This is a genomic window from Streptomyces sp. R44 (assembly GCF_041053105.1).
GTDB lineage: Bacteria > Actinomycetota > Actinomycetes > Streptomycetales > Streptomycetaceae > Streptomyces.
Window position 1 is genome coordinate 7,672,468 of sequence record NZ_CP163444.1, and the last position, 19,247, is coordinate 7,691,714.

Sequence of the window (19,247 nt, forward strand, 5' to 3'; positions counted from 1 at the left end):
CCCGGGACCACCCTCCGTACACCCTTCGTCCGGAGTGCGCGCGCCGGGCCGAGGGCGGAGCATGAACGTGAGGAGGGGGCGGCAAGCGGGGGCGTGACCCTGGAGGGTGCCATGCCCGTCCCGGACGGCGGCGACGAGCTCGTCGTGCTGCGCGGGGTCGACAAGCACTTCGGCCCCCTGCACGTCCTCCAGTCCATCGACCTCACGATCCACCGCGGCGAGGTCGTCGTCGTCATCGGGCCTTCGGGCTCGGGGAAGTCGACGCTGTGCCGGGCGATCAACCGCCTGGAGACCATCGACGCGGGGGAGATCGTCGTCGACGGGCGGCCGCTGCCCGCCGAGGGACGCGAGCTGGCGGCCCTGCGGGCCGATGTGGGCATGGTCTTCCAGTCCTTCAACCTCTTCGCGCACAAGACCGTCCTCGACAATGTGACCCTCGGGCAGATCAAGGTCCGCAAGAAGGAGCGGAAGAAGGCCGAGGGGAGGGCCCGCACCCTCCTCGACCGGGTCGGCGTCGCCTCCCAGGCCGACAAGTACCCTGCCCAGCTCTCCGGAGGCCAGCAGCAGCGTGTGGCGATCGCCCGCGCCCTCGCCATGGATCCGAAGGTGATGCTCTTCGACGAGCCGACCTCCGCGCTCGACCCCGAGATGATCAACGAGGTTCTGGAGGTCATGCAGCAACTGGCCCGGGACGGCATGACGATGGTGGTCGTCACCCACGAGATGGGATTCGCCCGCTCCGCCGCCAACCGCGTGGTCTTCATGGCCGACGGAAAGATCGTCGAGGAGACCTCCCCGGACGAGTTCTTCAGCAACCCGCGCAGCGAGCGCGCCAAGGACTTCCTGTCCAAGATCCTCCACCACTGACCTGTTCAGCCCTCAGAGGTGATCCCCATGAACACGCTCAGGACCAGCAGGGCCACCGTCGCCGCCGCCGCGGCCGTCGTGCTCTCCTTCACCTCCGCCGGATTCGCGAACGGCGCGGCCGGCGCGCACCGCGACAACGGCGACAAGATCACCGTCGGCATCAAATTCGACCAGCCCGGCATCGGTCTGAAGACCCCCGACGGCACCTACACCGGCTTCGACGTCGACGTGGCGACGTACATCGCCAAGCAGCTCGGCCACGACCCGAAGGACATCGTCTGGAAGGAGGCCAAGAGCGCCGACCGGGAGACCCTGCTCCAGCGCGGCGACGTGGACTTCATCGCGGCCTCGTACTCGATCAATCCCAAGCGGGCCGAGAAGGTCGACTTCGCGGGCCCGTACCTCCTGGCCCACCAGGACGTCCTGATCCGGGCCGATGACGACTCGATCAAGAAGCCGTCCGACCTGAACAACAAGAAGCTCTGCTCGGTCACCGGCTCGACCTCCGCGCAGAACGTCAAGGACAAGATCGCCCCCGACGCCCAGCTCCAGGAGTACGGCGGCTACTCCGAGTGCCTGACCGGACTGGAGAACGGGGTCATCGACGCCGTCACCACCGACGACTCGATCCTCGCCGGTTACGCCGCGCAGCCCGAGTTCAAGGGCAAGTTCAAGCTCGGCGGCTTCAAGATGAGCAACGAGAACTACGGCATCGGCGTCCAGAAGGGCAGCGAACTCAAGGCCAAGATCAACACGGCCCTGGAGAAGATGGTCGCCGACGGCTCGTGGCAGGCGGCGGTCGACAAGAACTTCGGTCCGGCCGGTTACAAGAACGAGCCCGCCCCGAAGATCGGCGTCGTCGTCCAGTGAGCAGGCAGCCGTGTTCGACTTCCTCCAGGGGTACGACCTGCTCGGAGCCTTCTGGGTGACGGTGCAGCTCACCGTCTACGCCGCGATCGGCTCCCTCGTCTGGGGGACGCTGCTGGCCGCGATGCGCGTCAGCCCCGTCCCCCTCATGCGGGGCTTCGGCACCGCCTACGTCAACATCGTCCGCAACATCCCCCTCACCGTCATCATCGTCTTCACCTCGCTCGGCCTCTTCCAGACCCTCGGGGTCAGCCTCGGCGCCGACAAGTTCACCACCATCAACTTCCGGCTGGCCCTCCTCGGCCTCACCGCCTACACCAGCGCCTTCGTCTGCGAGGCCCTCCGCTCCGGCATCAACACCGTCCCCCTGGGCCAGGTCGAGGCCGCCCGCGCCATCGGCCTCAACTTCCCGCAGGTCCTGCGCCTCATCGTGCTCCCGCAGGCCTTCCGCTCCGTCGTCGGCCCCCTCGCCAACGTCCTCATCGCCCTCACCAAGAACACCACCGTGGCCGCCACCATCGGCGTCGCCGAAGCGGCCCTGCTGATGCGGGAGATGATCGAGAACGAGGCCCAGCTCATCCTCATCTCCGCGATCTTCGCCGTCGGCTTCCTCTGCCTCACCCTGCCCACCGGGCTCCTGCTCGGCTGGGTGGCCAAGAAGGTGGCGGTGAAACGGTGAAGACCAAGCCCACCGTCCTCTACGACGTCCCCGGCCCGCGCGCCCGGCGCCGCAACCTCCTCTGGACGCTGCTGTTCCTGATCGCGCTCGCCGCCGTGGTGTGGTGGGTCGTGGCGAGCCTCGCCGCCAAGAACCAGCTCGAATGGTCCAAGTGGGCGCCCTTCTTCACCGACGCCCGCGTCTGGGAGACGTACATCCTGCCCGCGCTGAAGAACACGGTGATCGCCGCCGCACTGGCCATGGTCATCGCCCTGCCCCTGGGCGCGCTCCTCGGCATCCTGCGGCTCTCCGACCACCGCGCCGTCCGCGCCGTCGCCGGCACCGTCGTCGAGTTCTTCCGGGCCATCCCCGTCCTGATCCTGATGCTCTTCGCGAACGCCGCCTACGCCGAGTTCACCGAGATCAGCCCGGACACCCGCCCCCTGTACGCCGTCGTCACCGGCCTCGTCCTCTACAACGCCTCCGTACTCGCCGAGGTCGTCCGCGCCGGCATCCTCGCCCTCCCCGCCGGCCAGACCGACGCGGCCAAGGCCATCGGCATGCGCAAGGGCCAGACCATGACGTACGTGCTGCTGCCGCAGTCCGTCACCGCCATGCTGCCCGCGCTCGTCAGCCAGCTCGTCGTCATCGTCAAGGACACCGCCCTCGGCGGCGCGATGCTCGGCTTCTCCGAACTCCTCGCCTCCGTACGCCCGATGAGCGCCAACTACGGCGCCAACACCATCGCCTGCTTCACCGTCGTCGCCGTCATCTTCGTCGCCCTCAACTTCGCCCTCACCACCTTCGCCTCCTGGCTCGAACGCCGACTGCGGCGCGGCAAGAAGTCCACCGGAGCGGTCGTCGGCGTCGACGCGGTGGAGGACCTGGCGGTACCGGGCGAGCACCCGGAGAAACGCTGAGACCCATATGGGTGACGTAGCCCGTCCGCGGGGCCCGTCGTGCCGAAACACCCACCATGAACGACGCCATCAGGACCCCGCGACCGCTCCACGAACCCACCCGCACCGACCGACTCCTCGCCGCGCTCGGCGGACTGGTCTCGGCCTATGTCTCCCTGGCCGTCGCGGACCTCGCCTCCTTCTGGGTGCGCCCCGAGGCCGGCCCCGTCGCGGCCGTCGGCGGCGCCGTCGTCGACCGCACCCCGGCGGCCCTCAAGGAGTGGGCGATCCGCGTCTTCGGCGAGAGCGACAAGACCGTCCTCCAGCTCGGCATCCTGCTCCTCCTCGCCGTGCTCGCCCTCGCGGTCGGGCTGCTCGCCCTGCGCCACCGGCTGCTCGGCACGGCGGCCGTCGCCGCCTTCGGCGTCCTCGGGGCCCTCGCCGCCGTCACCCGGCCCGACTCCGAGTCCGCCATGGACGCCGTGCCCTCCCTCGTCGGAGCCGCCGCCGGCGCCCTCCTCCTGTACGTCCTCATCGGACGGCTCCTCACCCCGAGGCCCGGAACCGCTCAGGCGGACCGGCGCGGCTTCCTGATCGTCGCCGCCTCCACCGGCCTGGCCGTGACCGGGGCCGCCGCCCTCGCCCGCTCCGTCGGCACCCCCGTACAGGAGAACGCCGCCGCCTCCCGCGCGGCCCTGCGGCTGCCCCCACCCACGTCCCCCGCTCCGGCCGTGCCGGCCGGAGCGCAGCTCGACGTCCCCGGCATCAGCCCCTTCGTCACCCCCAACCGCGACTTCTACCGCGTCGACACCGCGCTCGTCGTCCCCAAGGTCGACGCCGACCGCTGGCACCTCCGCATCCACGGCAGCGGAGTCCGCGAGGAACGCACCGTCACCCTGCCGGAGCTGATGGCCCGGCCGGTGCTGGAACGGGACATCACCCTGAACTGCGTCTCCAACCCGGTCGGCGGCCCGTACGCCGGCAACGCCCGCTGGCTCGGTGTCCGCCTCGCCGACCTGCTCCGCGAGGCCGGCGTCCGCCCGCCCTCCGAGGGAGGCCCCGCCGACCAGCTGGTCGCCCGCTCCGTCGACGGCATGACCATCGGCACCCCCGTCGAGACCGTCATGGACGGCCGCGACGCCCTCCTCGCGTTCGGGATGAACGGCGAACCCCTGCCCTTCACCCACGGCTTCCCCGTCCGCATGCTCGTCCCCGGCCTGTACGGCTACGTCTCCGCCTGCAAGTGGATCGAGTCGATCGAGCTCACCACCTTCGACGCGTACGACGCCTACTGGGTCCCGCGCGGCTGGGCCGCCCAGGCACCGGTCAAGACGCAGTCCCGCATCGACACCCCGCGCGGCCTGGGCCGCACCGCCGCGGGCACCGTGATGGTCGCCGGGGTCGCCTGGGCCCAGCACCGCGGCATCCGCCGGGTCGAGGTGCGGATCGACGACGGCCCCTGGCAGGACGCCAGGCTCGCGGCCGTCGACAGCAGCGACACCTGGCGCCAGTGGGTCCACCCCTGGGCCGCCACCCCCGGCCGCCACACCCTCACCGTCCGCGCCACCGACGGCACCGGCACCACCCAGCCCGAACGCCGCACCGACACCATGCCCGACGGGGCCCAGGGGTGGCACTCGGTCGAGGTGACCATCAAGGGCGGGTGAACCCTGCTCCGTACGCGGTCAGAACCAGTGCAGACAGTGCGGGGCGCCCTCCCCGCGGAACAGGGCGTCGGCGAGCGCGGCCGCTCCCGGCCGGTGGGCCCGGACGTGCCCCGCGCGCACGAGGGTGCTCGGGGCGGTGCCGCCGAGGTAGACCGCGCCCAGGTCCCGCACATCCAGGGACAGGTCCGGCTCCCGGTCCGTCGGTACGCAGTCGGCCTTGCCGTCCCGGACGGTCAGCAGATGGCGGCCGTGCTCGCCGAGGAACGGGTCGTCCACGTCGAGGACCAGCTCGCCGTCCGTGAACCAGCCGCGCGCGGTCAGCGCGCCCGGGACGTCCAGCAGCCGCACCCAGAGCCAGTCGCTCCGCGTGCTCACCTCGGCCGCGCGGAAGTCCGCGAGCTGCCAGGGCAGCGGGTGCTCGGGCGGGACGTGCTTGAACACGACCTTGCCGACCAGATCGTGTTCGAGCACGAACCGGGCCAGGGCCGTGAAAACCGCGTCGCCGGTGCAGATCACCTCGTCGACGGTCAGGGTGCGGTCGTCGCCGACGGCGTAACTGGCGTACCCGTCCGGGATCCCGTCGGCGTCCCGGTGGACGGCCACGTAGCGCGGCGCCGGAGCGATCGGGGGCTGCCCCGCCCGCCGGGCCCACCAGCGGTGCGGCCGGGACAGCGCGCCGGGCTGCGCGCGGCGGTACCGGTCGTAGACCTCTTCGAGGAGCTCCGCGCAGTCGGCACGCGGCAGCACCTCCACCGAGCCCGTGTCCCTCGCGTCCGTGGTCCCGAGCGCCCGGCCGGGGGCGAGCGCGGCCTCCCTGCGCGGCACGGTCAGCCGCTGCGTGTAGGTCGCCTGGCCGTAGCCGAACCTGCCGTAGATCGTGGCCTCGGAGGCGAGCAGCACGGAGAGGAGGTCCCCCCGGGCACGCAGCTCGGTGAGCTGATGCCGCATCATCGCGCTGAGCACGCCCCGGCGCCGGTGCGAGGGCAGCACGCCGACGGCGGTCACCCCGCCGACCGGGACGAGGGCCCCACCCGGCAGGGTGAGCTCGAAGGAGTACGAACCGGCGGTGCCGACGGGCCGCCCGTCGTCCGCCAGGGCGAACAGGCCCCGATCCATCTCGAGCGCCGACCACCAGACCCCTCCGCCGTCCTCGGCCGGCGTCTCGGGAACGAGCCCGAACGCGGTGTGCATCGTGTCGACGAAGACGCGATGGTCCTCCTCGGTCGTGGGACGAATCTCCATCGGTACCGCCTCCCCGGAACACCGGCACCACCGTCCGTGGCGCCCCGCACAGTGCAGCCGCGCCCTCCGGCCCGGTCAAACGAGTTTCCGCCGCTCCGGCAACGAAGATCGACCGCATAACGAACCGGTTCCGCGGGTCCGTTCGGGACGGTCATGAGGGAGACTGCTCCCGTGCGTGGACATCTGCCGGACGAGAACCCCGGTTTCGTGGGACGCCGCACGGAACTGGAGCGCGTCTCCGCCGCGTTGGCGGAGCACCGCCTCGTCACCGTGACCGGCGTCGGGGGAGTCGGGAAGACCCGGCTCGCGCTGCGCGCCGCGCACCGCGCCGCCGACGGACACCCGGACGGCGCCTGGTGGACCGACCTCAGCCAGCTCGACGGCGACCGGCTCCTCGTCGCGCTCGTCGCCGACTCCGTCGACCTCGCCGACCACACCCCCGGCATGGCCACCACCGGGCTCTGCCGCCGCCTCGCCGACGACCGGCTGCTCCTCGTCCTCGACTCCTGCGAGCACCTCGCCGAACCCTGCGCCCGGCTCGTCACCGAACTCCTCGCCGCCGCCCCCGGACTCACCGTCCTCGCCACCAGCCGCCGCCCCCTCGGCGTCGAAGGGGAACGCGTCATCGCCCTCGACCCGCTGCCGCCCGGCGGCGGCGACGCCCTGGAACTGCTCCGCCGGGCCGCCGGGGAGGACTTCCCCGCCGCCGGGCCCGCCGGCGAGATCTGCGTACGCCTCGAAGGCATCCCGCTCGCCCTGGAACTCGCCGCCGCGCAGATCCGTCTCCAGGGCGCCGAAGCCGTCCGCGACCAGCTCGGCACCCGCCTCGACGCCCCGCCGGAGGCCCGCTTCGACCTGCTCGCCCACCCCGAAAGGGTCTGGCCCAGCCGCCACCGGACCCTGCGCGCCGCCATCGGCTGGAGCCACGAGCTGAGCACCCCCCTCGAACGCCTCCTCTGGGCCCGGCTCTCCGTCTTCCGCGGCCCCTTCGACCTCGCCTCCGCGACCGCCGTGTGCACCGGCGGCCCCCTGGACGGCGCGACCCTGACCGGCGCGCTCGACGGACTCGTCCGCTCCTCCGTGGTCCGCCCGCCGGACGCCGCCGGCCGGCTCCGCATGCTCGACACCATCCGCGAGTACGGGGCGACCTGGCTGGACCGGACCGGCGAGACCGGAACGGTCGCCGACCGGCACGCCGCCCACTTCCGGGCCCTGGCCCGCCGGGCCGAGACCGAATGGCACGGCGCGCGCCAGCTCCGCTGGTACCGCACCGTCGACGCCCACCACACCGACCTGCGCACCGCCCTGGACCGGCTGCTCCGCACCGACCCCGACGCCGCCCTCGACCTCGTCGGCTCCGTCGCCTTCGCCTGGTCCTGCCGCGGCCGCCTCCGCGAGGCCCGCGACGGCCTCGAACAGGCCCTGCTCCTCGCCGGGGCCCGCGGCCGCGTCCGGGCCCGCGCCCTGTGGGCGCTCGGCGTCACCCTGGTCCTCCAGGGCGAGTTCGGCCCCGCCCAGGAGGTCGGCGAACGCTGCGCCCGCGAGGCCAGATACACGGAGTACACCGAGCACCCCTCGTACGAGACGGCTCCGGGGCCCGGCGACCTCACCCTCGACGCCGCCGCCCTCGCCGGACTCCTCGCCCTGACCACCGGCCGGCCCATGGCCGCGTACGTCGTCGTGGGGCACGTCCTCGACGCCGCCCCCGGCGGCCCCGCCGACTCGGCCGCCCGGCTGCGCTGCCACCTCGTGCGGGTCTTCGCCCTCACCGGGCTCGGCCGGCTCGCCGAGGCCCGGGAACGGGCGCTGCACCTCCGCGCCCTCTGCGAGGAGCTCGACGAGCACTGGACCCGCACCGCGCTCGAGTACCAGCTCGCCCTCACCGGCCTCCTGGAGGGCGACCCGGCGGCCGCCTCCGGCCACGCCCGCGCCATGCTCGAAGGCACCCGGGGCCTCGGCGCGAGCCTCGGCGTCGCCCTCGGACTCGACGTCCTCGCCACCGCCCTCGCGGCGGCCGGGGACGGCGAGCGCGCGGCCGACGTGAGCGGGACGGGCGAGGCGTACTGGCGGTCCACCGGCCAGCCCCGGCGCGGTCTGCCCGGTCTGCGGGCGCTGCACGAGAAGTACACCGACACCGTCCGCGAGACGCTCGGCGAACCCGCCTACGAGGAGATCTTCGTCCGCGCCCTCACCGGCCTCCCGCAGGACGGCCTCGACCGGGCCCTGCGCGGCCCCCGGCAGGCCTGAGGCACGGCCCCCGCCCACCGGGCCCGAGGTGCCGGGCCCTCGCCCGGGCGCAGACCGTAGGAGTCCGACGTGCCGGGCCCTCCGCCCGGGCGGACGATGAGGACATGGACGGATCCCTGAGTGGTCTGAGCGACATCAGCACACCGGGGCGCGTCGCCGGCCCCGACGAGGGCGTCACCCCGCACGAGCTCGCCCTCGCCGCCCGCAACCACGGACTGCCCCTGGAGGCCCTGCGGTACGACGTCACCCCGCCCGGACTCCACTACGTCCTCGTGCACTACGACATCCCCGCCACCGACGCCGACGGCTGGCGGCTCACCGTCGGCGGCCGGGTCCTGCGCCCGCTGGCCCTGGACCTGGCGGCGCTCCGCGACCGGCCCGCCGTCACCCGCCGGGTCACCCTGGAATGCGCCGGGAACGGCCGGGCCCTGCTCACGCCCCGCCCCGTCAGCCAGCCCTGGCTGGTCGAGGCCGTCGGGACAGCCGACTGGACCGGCGTCCCGCTGGCCGCCCTCCTCGCGGAGGCCGGCATCGCCGAGGACGCGGCCGAGGCGGTGTTCACCGGCGCCGACCACGGCGTCGAGCGGGGCGTCGAGCAGGACTACCGCCGCAGCCTGCCCCTGGAGACGGCCGCCGACCCGGCGCGGGACGTCCTCGTCGCGTACGCGATGAACGGCGCGCCGCTGCCGCCGCAGCACGGCAGCCCGCTCCGGCTCGTCGTCCCCGGCTGGTACGGCATGGCGCACGTGAAGTGGCTCCACGACATCACGCTCGGCGACGCCCCGTACACCGGCTTCCAGCAGAGCGTCGCCTACCGCCTGCGCCGGGAGGCCGACGAACCGGGGGAGCCCGTCACCCTCATTGCGCCCCGGGCCCTGATGGCGCCGCCCGGCTTCCCCGACTTCATGACGCGCACCCGCGTCGTGCGCCCCGGGCCCGTGGCGCTCGCCGGGCGCGCCTGGTCCGGGCACGGCCCGGTCACCCGCGTCGAGGTCAGCGAGGACGGCGGCGCGGCCTGGACCGAAGCCGAGGTCGAACGGGACCCTGCGCACCCCTGGGCCTGGTCCGCCTGGCGCGCCACCTGGACGGCGACGCCGGGACTGCGCCACCTGACCGTGCGGGCCACCGACGCCGAGGGGAACGTCCAGCCGCTCACCCCGCCGTGGAACCGCGGCGGCTTCGCGAACAACCTCGTCCAGCGGGTCGAGGTGCTCTGCACCCCGGAGGCGTCCGTCGCCGGGTCGGGCGCCGCGTAGAGTCGACCCCGGTGCACCCCCGTACACCTCGGGGGACTCCCGTGCGCCGCCGACCGACCCCGACGAGGAGACCTTCGTGACCGACCCGGCGTCCACCGCCCTCCAGCTGCAGATCGCCCGGGACCTCCAGGTCGCCGAGACCTTCGACCCGAAGGCGGAGATCGAGCGCCGGGTGGCCTTCCTCACCGAGCGCCTCACCTCCACCGGGCTGCGCTCCCTCGTCCTCGGCATCAGCGGCGGCGTCGACTCCACCACCGCCGGCCGGCTCTGCCAGCTCGCCGTGGAGCGGGCCCGCGCCGCCGGCCACGAGGCCGCCTTCTACGCGATGCGGCTGCCGTACGGCGTCCAGGCCGACGAGCAGGACGCGCAGACCGCCCTCGGCTTCATCCGCGCCGACCGGGTCCTCACCGTGGACGTCAAGGCGGCCAGCGACGCGGCCCTGGAGGCCTGCCTCGCCGGCGGGACGACCTTCCGCGACGCCCACCACCAGGACTTCGTGCAGGGCAACATCAAGGCCCGGCAGCGGATGATCGCCCAGTACGCCGTCGCCGGCGCCCACGACGGCCTCGTCGTCGGCACCGACCACGCCGCCGAGGCCGTCTCCGGCTTCTTCACCAAGTTCGGCGACGGCGCCGCCGACGTCGTCCCGCTGACCGGCCTCACCAAGCGGCGCGTCCGCGCGATCGCCGACGAGCTGGGCGCCCCGGCCTCCCTGGTGTGGAAGACCCCCACGGCCGACCTGGAGACCCTCGACCCGGGCAAGGCCGACGAGGACGCGCTCGGCGTCACCTACGACGACATCGACGACTTCCTGGAGGGGAAGCCGGTCGCGGAGGCCGCGTACGCCACCATCGTCCGCCGCTACGAGCTCACGGAGCACAAGCGGCAGCTGCCGATCGCCCCCTGAGCGGACGGCGGGGCGGAGTCGGAGGATCCTGGAAGGGGCGCCCGGGCACCGGGCCCCCGGAAGGGAGCACGACATGTTCGGCGAGACCAAGGCGTACAGCTCCTTCTCGGTCGACGACCTCGACGCCGCACGCGGCTTCTACGGCGACGTCCTCGGCCTGAGGGTGGAGGAGACCGGCGGCCCGGAGGGGATGCGGATGCTGGACCTCATCCTGCCCGGCGGGGCGCGGGTCTTCGTCTACCCCAAGGAGAACCACACCCCCGCCTCCTTCACGATCCTCAACTTCGAGGTCGACGACATCGACCGGGCCGTCGACGAGCTGATCGGGCGCGGGGCGGCGTTCCAGCGCTACCCCGGCTTCGAGGCCGACGAGAAGGGCATCGTGCGCGACACGCACGGTCCCGCCATCGCCTGGTTCACGGACCCGGCGGGCAACGTCATCGCGGTCCTCTCGACCGGCTGACCGGACACCCCGCCGGCGCACCGCCCGGCGTGCCGCGGCCCTCGCGGGGCTCTCGACCCGTCGTGTCACATTCCCCCGACGCGGGGCGTCATAGCGGCATGACTGCCAAGAAGATCTTCGTGTCCGTCCCGCTGGCCGCCGTCCTCATGACCGCCGCCGCGCCCGCCGGGGCCACGACCACCGACTCGTTCGCGTTCACCCCCTGGCGCAGTGCCTGGGCCACCGCCCCGCAGGCCCCCACCCACACCGACTGGTACCCCAACTGGTCCGAGGCCGGGTTCGACAACCAGTCCGTGCGTCAGGTGATCCGCGTCGGCGCGGAGGGCTCCGAGCTGCGCATCCGGCTCTCCAACGTGTACGGGACGTCCCCGCTCCGCCTGACCGGCGCGACCGTCGCCCGCAGTGCCGGTGGCGCGGCCGTGCGGGCCGACTCGGTGCGCACGGTGCGGTTCGGAGGGGCGGACGGGGTGACCGTCCCGGCGGGCGGGCAGCTGTCGAGCGACGCGGTGGCGCTGCCCGTACGGGCCCTGGAACAGCTCACCGTGACCCTGCACTTCCGGGGGCGTACCGGCCCGGCGACCTTCCACAACTTCGCCGACACCCTGACCTACCGGGCGTCGGGGGACCACCTGCGTGACGCGGCGGGCGAGGCGTTCGCGGAGCCGCCGAGCCTGTCCTGGTACTACCTGGCCGGGGTGGACGTGAAGCCGGTGACATCGCCCGGCCGCGGCCGTGACGCGGTCGTCGCCTTCGGCGACTCCCTCACCGACGGCGTCGGCTCGACCTTCGGTGCCGACCGGCGCTACCCCGACGCGCTGGCCGACCGCCTCGTCGCCGAAGGCCGTCCGCGGCCGGTGCTCAACCTCGGCATCGGCGGCAACAAGGTCCTCAACGACTCCCCGTGCTTCGGCGAGAGCGCCCTCTCCCGGTTCCGGCGCGACGTGCTCGGCCGCCCCGACGTGCGCACGGTCATCGTCCTGCAGGGCACCAACGACATCGTCCTGCCCGACGGCCCCCAGGATCGCTGCACCACCCCCAGTCCCCTCGTCACGTCCGCCGAGATCGTCGCCGGTCACCGGCAGCTCATCCGCGAGGCCCACGCCCGCGGCGTGAAGGTCATCGGTGCCACCCTCCCGCCGTACCAGGGGTACGCGTACTGGACCGAGCGCGGCGACCGCGTCCGCAACGAGGTCAACCAGTGGATCCGTACGAGCGGCGCGTACGACGGCGTCGTGGACTTCGACAGCGTGGTGGCCGACCCGGAGCACCCCGAGCGGATCGGGGCGGAGTACGTCTCCGGCGATCTGATCCACATGAAGGACGCCGGCTACAAGGCGATGGCCGACGCGGTTGACCTGAACTCCCTCTGACCGGTGCCGGCCCCCGAACGGCCCGGTCGGGGTGCGCGGGGGCCGGCGACCGCCTCGAATGGGAGGGTGACCGCGCCGCCCGAGGACTGCCTCGCCCGCAACGAGTGGATCTGCGGCGACTACCTCTCCACCCGGCGCGAGATCCTCGGCGACGCCGTCGTCCAGCACCTCCAGCTGGCCGGCGCCGCGGTCGCCCTCGCCGTGCTGCTCGCCCTGCCCCTCGCGGTGGCGGCGCGCCGCTGGCGGTGGGCGGCCGGGCCCGTCCTCGGGCTCACCACCCTCCTGTACACGATCCCGGCGCTCGCGATGTTCTCGCTGCTCCTGCCGGTGTACGGGCTGTCCGCCGCCCTCGTGGTCGCCGGGCTCGTCCTGTACTCCCTCACCCTCCTCGTACGGAACGTCCTCGCGGGGCTCCGCGCCGTCCCCGAGGAGACCCGGCAGGCCGCGCGCGGCCTCGGGTACGGGCCGATCCGGCTGCTCCTCGCCGTCGAACTGCCCCTCGCGCTGCCCGCCGCCATGGCAGGACTGCGCATCGCCACCGTCTCCGCCGTCTCCCTCGTCACCATCGGCGCGATCGTCGGCCACGGCGGCCTCGGCAACCTGATCTACGCGGGCATGAACACCTACTTCAAGGCCCAGGTCCTCACCGCCTCCGCGCTCTGCGTCGTCATCGCCGTCGCCGCCGACCTGCTCCTCCTCGGCGCGCAGCGGCTCCTCACCCCCTGGACCCGGGGAGGGGCCGGGTGACCGCCCTCGCCGACGCGTGGTCCTGGCTCACCACCGCCACGAACTGGTCCGGTGAGAACGGCGTGGGGCAACGGCTCGGCGAGCACCTCCTCCTCACCGCCGTCTGCCTCCTCCTCAGCTGTCTGATCGCCCTGCCCGTCGCCCTCGTCCTGGGGCACCTCGGCAAGGGCGGCGCGCTCGCCGTGAACCTCGCCAACGCCGGCCGGGCCGTCCCCACCTTCGCCGTCCTCGTCCTGCTCCTCCTCAGCCCGCTCGGCCCGTACGGGCAGTGGCCGACGATCATCGCCCTGGTCCTGTTCGCCGTGCCCCCGCTCCTCACCAACGCGTACGTCGGGATGCGGGGCGTCGACGCAGACGTCGTACGGGCCGCCCGGGGCATGGGCATGACGGGCCGCCAGACCCTCGCCCGGGTCGAACTGCCACTGGCCCTGCCGATGATCCTCACCGGCGTACGGATCGCGGCCGTCCAGCTCGTCGCCACCGCGACCGTGGCCGCGCTCGCGGGCGGCGGCGGCCTCGGCCGGATCATCACCGCCGGCTTCAACCTCGCGTCCACCCCGCAGGTCGTCGCCGGGGCCTTTCTCGTCGCCGTGCTCGCCCTCCTCGTCGAGGCGGTCTTCGAAGGCGCGCAGCGCCTCGGCCCGGCGCGGACGCGAGGGAGCGGCGGGTGACGGCGGACGTGGGGGAGCGGCGGGTGACGGCGGACGTGGGGGAGCGGCGGGTGAGGAGGCCCCGCGGTTCCGGCGTCCTCTGCCTCGTCCTCCTGGCGACCGGCTGCGCCGCCGGCCCGGCCCTGGAGGACCGGGGCGCCGTCCCCGGACAGCCCGGCGACGGCGACCGGCTGGTCGTCGGCTCGGCCGGGTTCACCGGGAGCGACCTCCTGGCCCAGATGTACGCGCTGCTGCTCCAGGACGCCGGATACCGCACCAGGATCCTGTCCGTCACCAACCGCGAGCTGTACGAGCCCGCCCTGGAGAACGGCCAGATCGACGTCGTGCCGGAGTACGCCGCGACCTTCGCCGACTGGCTGAACGCCAAGGCCCACGGGGCGGACGCGCCGACCGTCGGCTCGCCCGACCTGACCGCGACCATGGCCGCCCTCCGCGCGCTCGCCGGACCGCGCGGGCTCACGGTCCTCGACCCCGGCCGCGCCGTCGACCAGAACGCCTTCGCCGTCACCGCCGCCTACGCCGCCGAGCACCGCCTGAAGACCCTCGGCGACCTGGGCGCCGCCCGGCTGCCGGTCCGCCTCGCGGCCGGTGACGAGTGCGTCCGCCGGCCGTACTGCGCGCCCGGCCTGAAGGAGGTCTACGGCATCGACGTGACGGCCGTCGACCCCAAGGGCGTCGGCACCACCCAGTCCAAACAGGCCGTGCAGAGCGGCCAGGACCAGCTGGTGCTCACCACGACCACCGACGCCACGCTCGACGCGTTCGGGCTCGTCCTGCTCGACGACGACAAGCACCTGCAGAACGCCGACTTCATCGTCCCCGTCGTCAACCGCGCCCGCGCCGGCGGCGAGCGCGTCACCCGCGCGCTCGCCCGCCTCAACACGGTCCTCACCACCGCGGAGCTGGCGCACCTCAACGAGCGGGTGGACAGCTGGCGGCGGCTCCCGGAGGACGTGGCACGGAACTACCTCACGGAGAAGGGACTCCTCCCGCGCTGATCCCGGCACTCCGTGTGATCCACTGTCCTCGCGGGGGCGTACCGAACAGGAGCAGGAGCAGCGTTGACCACCTACCGCCAGCCGGGCCTCGTCCTCACCGACCACCGGTTCCCCGTCCCCCTCGACCACGCCCGCCCCGACGGCGAGCGCATCGAGGTCTTCGGCCGCGAGGTCGTCGCGAGCGACAAGGACCGCTCGGGCCGCGAGGAGCTCCCCTGGCTGGTCTACCTGGAGGGCGGTCCCGGCTTCGGCGCCCGCCGCTTCATCGGCCCGCAGGCCTGGCTCGGCCGCGCCGTGCGGGAGTTCCGGGTCCTCCTCCTCGACCAGCGCGGCACCGGCCGCTCCACCCCCGCCAACCGCCAGACCCTGCCGCTGCGCGGCGGACCGGCCGAGCAGGCCGACTACCTGGCGCACTTCCGCGCCGACTCCATCGTCGAGGACTGCGAGCTGATCCGCCGCCGGCTCACCGGCGGAGCCCCCTGGACCGTCCTCGGCCAGAGCTTCGGCGGCTTCTGCGCCACCCACTACCTCTCCACCGCCCCCGAAGGCCTGGAGCGGGTCCTCATCACCGGCGGCCTGCCCGCCCTGGACGCCACCGCCGACGAGGTCTACCGCGCCGCCTACCCCCGCATCCGGCGGAAGAACGAGGCGCACTTCGCCCGCTACCCGCAGGACGCCGAACGGGTCAACGCGATCGCCGCCCACCTCCTCGACCACGAGGTCACCCTCCCCGGCGGCGGACTGCTCACCGTCGAGGCCTTCCAGTCCCTCGGCATCCTCCTCGGCTCCGGCGACGGCACCCACCAGCTCCATCTGCTCCTGGAGGGCGCCTTCGTGCCGACCCCGGCCGGGCCCGCGCTCGCCGACGCCTTCCTCGAACAGGTCCAGGCCCACCTCTCGTACGCGGGACACCCGCTGTACGCCGTCCTCCACGAGGCCATCTACGCCCAGGGACAGGGCCCCACCGACTGGGCCGCCGAACGGGTACGCGCCGAGTACCCGGAGTTCGACGCCCGTACGGCGCTCGACGAGGGCGCGCCGCTGCTCCTCACCGGAGAGACCGTCCACCCCTGGCACTTCGCCACCGACCCCGCCCTGCGCCCGCTGCGCGAGACCGCCGAACTGCTCGCCGCGCGCACCGACTGGACCCCGCTGTACGACCCCGAGCGGCTCGCCGCCAACCAGGTCCCGGTGGCGGCCGCCGTCTACCAGGACGACATGTACGTCGACACCGCCCACTCCCTGGAGACCGCGCGCGCCGTGCGGGGCCTGCGGACCTGGGTGACCGACGAGTTCGAGCACGACGGGGTACGGGCCGGCGGGCCGCGCGTCCTCGACCGGCTGCTGTCCCTCGCCCGCGACGAGATCTGAACACCGCTCCGGGAGAGGCATAGGATTCGGCGCGCAATCGATCAGCAATGACACCGGGGTGCAGGCCCCGGCGCGCACGAGGGGGTCCGGATGGCGGCACGCGAGACACCGGCGTCCGGCCGGGAGCTGAAGTTCCGGGCCCTCATGGCCGAGCTGCGGCGCGGCATCCTCGACGGCACCTGGCCCCCGGGAAGCAAACTGCCCACCGAGCGGGCCCTGGCCGCCGAGACGGGTCTGTCCGTCACCACCGTCCGCCGCGCCTACGAGGACCTCGTCGCCCTCGGCCTCGTCGAACGACGCCAGGGCGCGGGCACCTTCTCCGCCCACCGTCCCGAGCGCGACCGGGCCGACCGGCGGATCGTCGGCGTCCTCGTCCCCGACACCACCTACTACTACCCGCGCGTCCTCCAGGGCATCGAGCGGGAGGTCGCGGCGGCCGGCGCCCGGCTCGTCCTCGCCTGCTCGCAGTACGACCCCGACGAGGAGGACGCCGCCGTGGAGCGGCTGCTCTCCGCCGGGGTCCACGGCCTCCTCCTCGTCCCCAGCCTGCACACCGCGACCGATCCGGGGCGGCGCGCCGAGGAGCTCCTCGCCCTGCCCGTCCCCGCCGTCCTCGTCGAACGCCGGCTCGCCGCCCACGGCCCCGGCGACCCCACCGAGCACGTCTGCACCGATCACGAGGGCGGCGCCTACGACGCCGTCCGCCACCTGCGGGCCCTCGGCCACGAGCGGCTCGGGCTCGTCGCCCGCACCGACGCGCCGACCACCGCGCCCATCGAGTCCGGCTTCGCCCGCGCCCTCGCCGACCTCGGTCTGCCCGCCGCCCCGCCGCACGAGCGGGACGTGAGGGACCGCTGGGACCCGGACCGCGCCGACCGGGCGCTCGCCGCGCTGCGCGCCTCGGGCGTCACCGCCGCGCTCTGCTTCGGCGACCGGGAGGCCGCCCTGATGCTCGGGGCGGCCCGCCGCGCCGGACTGCGGGTGCCCGAGGACCTCGCCCTGATCAGCTACGACAACGAGTTCGCCGATGTCGCGGAGACCCCGCTGACGGCCGTCTCGCCCCCCAAGTACCAGCTGGGCCGCCTCGCTGCGCAGATCCTGCTCCGGCGGCTCGCCGAGGGGGACGCGGCCCCGCTCCACCAGGTGCAGCTGAGACCGCGCCTGGTGGTCCGTGCCTCCTGCGGCGGACGGACGGAAGCGGATCCACAAAAGTCCAAGCGGTGAGTACGGATTGCTCATGGTGTGCTCCGGTCGCGCGGGGATACAACTCGGTCCGGACCCGCGAGGGCCCAGCGAGGGACCCTGTGAGGAGAGGACCCGGACCATGAGCACCCACGTCAGCGCGGAGATCGCCGGCCAGCCCGACTGCTGGCGCCGCGCCGCCGAGATCGCCGGCCACGACTCCGGCCCGCTGCCGGCCCGCGGCGAGCGCGTCGCGGTCGTCGGCTGCGGCACCTCGTACTTCATCGCCCGCGCCTACGCGGCCCTGCGGGAGTCCCTCGGTGCGGGCGAGACCGACGCGTTCCCCGCCTCCGACACCACCCCGCTCGGCCGCGGCTACGACCGGATCGTCGCCCTCACCCGCTCCGGCACCACCACGGAGGTCGTGGACCTGCTCGCCCGCGCCGCCGGCCGCGTCCCGACGCTCGTCGTCACCGGGGTCCCCGACAGCCCCGCCGGAAGGCTCGCCGACCGGATCGTCGACCTCGGCTTCGCCGACGAACGCTCCGTCGTCCAGACCCGGTTCGCCACCACCGCGCTCCAACTCCTGCGCGCCGGGCTCGGGGTGGACCTCGGGCCGTCGATCGCCGACGCCGAACTCGTCCTGTACGAGGCGCTGCCCGCCGCCTGGGAGCGGCGCGGCCAGTTCACCTTCCTCGGCACCGGCTGGACCGTCGGCCTCGCCGACGAGGCGGCGCTCAAGCTGCGCGAAGTGGCCCGCGCCTGGACCGAGTCGTACGCGGCGATGGAGTACCGGCACGGCCCGATCAGCATCAGCGACCGGGCGAGCCTGGTCTGCTGCCTGGGCCCGGCCCCTTCGGGCCTGCGGGACGAAGTGGAGTCCACCGGCGCCCTGTTCGCCGCCGACGCCATCGACCCGGTCGCGGCGCTCGTCCGCGCCCAGCGGCTCGCGGTCGCCCTCGCGGACCGGCGCGGCCTCAACCCCGACCGGCCGCGCCACATCTCACGCTCGGTCATCCTCGCCGGAGCGTTCCGCCCGACGGTGTCGGAGGCGACCCGTATCCTGCGCTCATGATCGACACGGATGCCCAGGACCTCCTGGAGATGCCCGGCGACTGGACGCGCGCGCTCGCCGTCGTCGCCCACCCCGACGACCTGGAGTACGGCTGCGCGGCGGCCGTCGCCGCCTGGACGGACGCGGGGAAGGAGGTCACGTATGTCCTCGCGACCCGGGGCGAGGCCGGCATCGACACCCTCGCCCCCGACGTCTGCGGCCCGGTCCGCGAGCAGGAGCAGCGGGACAGCGCCGCCGTCGTCGGCGTCGACACCGTCGAGTTCCTCGACCACCGCGACGGCGTGATCGAGTACGGGCTCGGCCTGCGCCGCGACATCGCGGCCGCGATCCGCCGCCACCGGCCGGAACTCGTGATCACCCTCAATCACCGCGACACCTGGGGCGGCGGCCCCGGTGCCCCCTGGAACACCCCGGACCACCTGGCCGTCGGCCGCGCCACGCTCGACGCGGCCGCCGACGCCGGAAACCGCTGGATCTTCCCCGAGCTGACCGAGCAGGGCCTGGAGCCCTGGAACGGCGTCCGCTGGGTCGCCGTCGCCGCCTCCAGCACCCCGACCCACGCGATCGACGCCGCCCCCGGCCTGGACGCGCGATCCGCTCCCTCCTGTGTCACCGCGCCTACATCGAGGCCCTGACGGACGAGGACCCGGAGAAGTACGTCCGCGACTTCCTGACCATGGCGACGTCCCGCGCCTCGGCCCGCTTCGGCGACCGCCCGGCGGTGACGTTCGAACTCTTCGCCAGATAAGGTCGGTTGGGG

At 73.9% G+C, this 19,247-nt stretch carries 17 protein-coding genes and 1 pseudogene; 17 read left to right on the top strand and 1 reads right to left on the bottom strand.

Translation table 11 applies throughout. The annotated features are described in order from the left end of the window. The first annotated feature begins 111 nt into the window (after positions 1–111). Genes AB5J54_RS35640 through AB5J54_RS35660 form a run of 5 tightly spaced genes read left to right on the top strand, consistent with a single transcriptional unit; the run spans position 112 to position 4,958 of the window. Positions 112–867 carry an amino acid ABC transporter ATP-binding protein gene (locus AB5J54_RS35640; RefSeq protein ID WP_369148064.1) on the top strand — a complete coding sequence of 252 codons (756 nt, stop codon included), beginning with the start codon at positions 112–114 and terminating at the stop codon, positions 865–867. A gap of 27 nt (positions 868–894) precedes the next feature. Next, positions 895–1,737, top strand: coding sequence for a glutamate ABC transporter substrate-binding protein (locus AB5J54_RS35645; protein ID WP_369148065.1), 843 nt, complete (start codon positions 895–897; stop codon positions 1,735–1,737). 10 nt (positions 1,738–1,747) lie between these two features. Next, the gene (locus AB5J54_RS35650; RefSeq protein WP_369148066.1) at positions 1,748–2,413 is read left to right on the top strand and encodes an amino acid ABC transporter permease; all 666 of its coding nucleotides are present in this window, start codon (positions 1,748–1,750) and stop codon (positions 2,411–2,413) included. Next, positions 2,410–3,312: an amino acid ABC transporter permease gene (locus AB5J54_RS35655; RefSeq protein WP_369148067.1), complete on the top strand. Its 903-nt coding sequence runs from the start codon at positions 2,410–2,412 to the stop codon at positions 3,310–3,312. The genes AB5J54_RS35650 and AB5J54_RS35655 overlap by 4 nt, the downstream gene beginning before the upstream one ends. A gap of 56 nt (positions 3,313–3,368) precedes the next feature. Continuing rightward, the gene (locus AB5J54_RS35660) at positions 3,369–4,958 is read left to right on the top strand and encodes a molybdopterin-dependent oxidoreductase (RefSeq protein WP_369148068.1); all 1,590 of its coding nucleotides are present in this window, start codon (positions 3,369–3,371) and stop codon (positions 4,956–4,958) included. 18 nt (positions 4,959–4,976) lie between these two features. Here the strand turns inward: AB5J54_RS35660 and AB5J54_RS35665 are convergent, their stop codons facing one another. Further along, on the bottom strand, positions 4,977–6,200 hold the full coding sequence (locus tag AB5J54_RS35665) for a GNAT family N-acetyltransferase (protein WP_369148069.1): 1,224 nt from the start codon (positions 6,198–6,200) through the stop codon (positions 4,977–4,979). Positions 6,201–6,371: 171 nt separating this feature from the next. Here AB5J54_RS35665 and AB5J54_RS35670 point away from each other — a divergent pair, with 171 nt between their 5' ends. The 12 genes and pseudogenes from AB5J54_RS35670 (at position 6,372) to AB5J54_RS35725 (ending at position 19,235) form a co-directional block, all read left to right on the top strand. Next, entirely contained in the window at positions 6,372–8,447 is a 2,076-nt protein-coding gene (locus tag AB5J54_RS35670) for an NB-ARC domain-containing protein (protein WP_369148070.1), read from the top strand. 104 nt (positions 8,448–8,551) lie between these two features. Continuing rightward, the gene (locus AB5J54_RS35675; RefSeq protein WP_369148071.1) at positions 8,552–9,703 is read left to right on the top strand and encodes a sulfite oxidase; all 1,152 of its coding nucleotides are present in this window, start codon (positions 8,552–8,554) and stop codon (positions 9,701–9,703) included. Between the two features lie 76 nt (positions 9,704–9,779). Then, entirely contained in the window at positions 9,780–10,610 is an 831-nt protein-coding gene (gene nadE / locus AB5J54_RS35680; protein WP_369148072.1) for an ammonia-dependent NAD(+) synthetase, read from the top strand. Between the two features lie 73 nt (positions 10,611–10,683). Continuing rightward, entirely contained in the window at positions 10,684–11,073 is a 390-nt protein-coding gene (locus tag AB5J54_RS35685; RefSeq protein ID WP_369148073.1) for a VOC family protein, read from the top strand. Between the two features lie 98 nt (positions 11,074–11,171). Continuing rightward, positions 11,172–12,443: an SGNH/GDSL hydrolase family protein gene (locus AB5J54_RS35690; protein WP_369148074.1), complete on the top strand. Its 1,272-nt coding sequence runs from the start codon at positions 11,172–11,174 to the stop codon at positions 12,441–12,443. Positions 12,444–12,509: 66 nt separating this feature from the next. Then, positions 12,510–13,190: an ABC transporter permease gene (locus tag AB5J54_RS35695; RefSeq protein WP_369148076.1), complete on the top strand. Its 681-nt coding sequence runs from the start codon at positions 12,510–12,512 to the stop codon at positions 13,188–13,190. Continuing rightward, positions 13,187–13,861 (top strand): ABC transporter permease, encoded by a 675-nt coding sequence (locus AB5J54_RS35700; RefSeq protein WP_369148077.1) that lies wholly within the window; start codon positions 13,187–13,189, stop codon positions 13,859–13,861. Before AB5J54_RS35695 ends, AB5J54_RS35700 begins: the two co-directional genes overlap by 4 nt. Before the next feature lie 50 nt (positions 13,862–13,911). Continuing rightward, positions 13,912–14,859, top strand: coding sequence for an ABC transporter substrate-binding protein (locus AB5J54_RS35705; RefSeq protein WP_369149563.1), 948 nt, complete (start codon positions 13,912–13,914; stop codon positions 14,857–14,859). 63 nt (positions 14,860–14,922) lie between these two features. Then, positions 14,923–16,230: an alpha/beta fold hydrolase gene (locus AB5J54_RS35710; protein ID WP_369148078.1), complete on the top strand. Its 1,308-nt coding sequence runs from the start codon at positions 14,923–14,925 to the stop codon at positions 16,228–16,230. 90 nt (positions 16,231–16,320) lie between these two features. Continuing rightward, a complete protein-coding gene (locus AB5J54_RS35715) occupies positions 16,321–17,454 on the top strand; it encodes a substrate-binding domain-containing protein (RefSeq protein WP_369148079.1) in 1,134 nt (377 codons plus the stop codon). A 100-nt stretch (positions 17,455–17,554) separates the two neighbouring features. Further along, a complete protein-coding gene (locus tag AB5J54_RS35720; protein ID WP_369148080.1) occupies positions 17,555–18,487 on the top strand; it encodes an SIS domain-containing protein in 933 nt (310 codons plus the stop codon). Further along, positions 18,484–19,235, top strand: a pseudogene (locus AB5J54_RS35725) (PIG-L deacetylase family protein). The gene AB5J54_RS35720 and the pseudogene AB5J54_RS35725 overlap by 4 nt, the downstream one beginning before the upstream one ends. The last annotated feature ends 12 nt before the right edge of the window (positions 19,236–19,247 follow it).

Bases quoted from the DNA above. Each gene is read 5' to 3' on its own strand.
- AB5J54_RS35640 (WP_369148064.1), top strand. From the start codon at position 112: ATGCCCGTCCCGGACGGCGGCGACGAGCTCGTCGTGCTGCGCGGGGTC.
- AB5J54_RS35645 (WP_369148065.1), top strand. From the start codon at position 895: ATGAACACGCTCAGGACCAGCAGGGCCACCGTCGCCGCCGCCGCGGCC.
- AB5J54_RS35660 (WP_369148068.1), top strand. From the start codon at position 3,369: ATGAACGACGCCATCAGGACCCCGCGACCGCTCCACGAACCCACCCGC.
- AB5J54_RS35665 (WP_369148069.1), bottom strand. From the start codon at position 6,200: ATGGAGATTCGTCCCACGACCGAGGAGGACCATCGCGTCTTCGTCGAC.
- AB5J54_RS35675 (WP_369148071.1), top strand. From the start codon at position 8,552: ATGGACGGATCCCTGAGTGGTCTGAGCGACATCAGCACACCGGGGCGC.
- AB5J54_RS35685 (WP_369148073.1), top strand. From the start codon at position 10,684: ATGTTCGGCGAGACCAAGGCGTACAGCTCCTTCTCGGTCGACGACCTC.
- AB5J54_RS35690 (WP_369148074.1), top strand. From the start codon at position 11,172: ATGACTGCCAAGAAGATCTTCGTGTCCGTCCCGCTGGCCGCCGTCCTC.
- AB5J54_RS35715 (WP_369148079.1), top strand. From the start codon at position 16,321: ATGGCGGCACGCGAGACACCGGCGTCCGGCCGGGAGCTGAAGTTCCGG.
- AB5J54_RS35720 (WP_369148080.1), top strand. From the start codon at position 17,555: ATGAGCACCCACGTCAGCGCGGAGATCGCCGGCCAGCCCGACTGCTGG.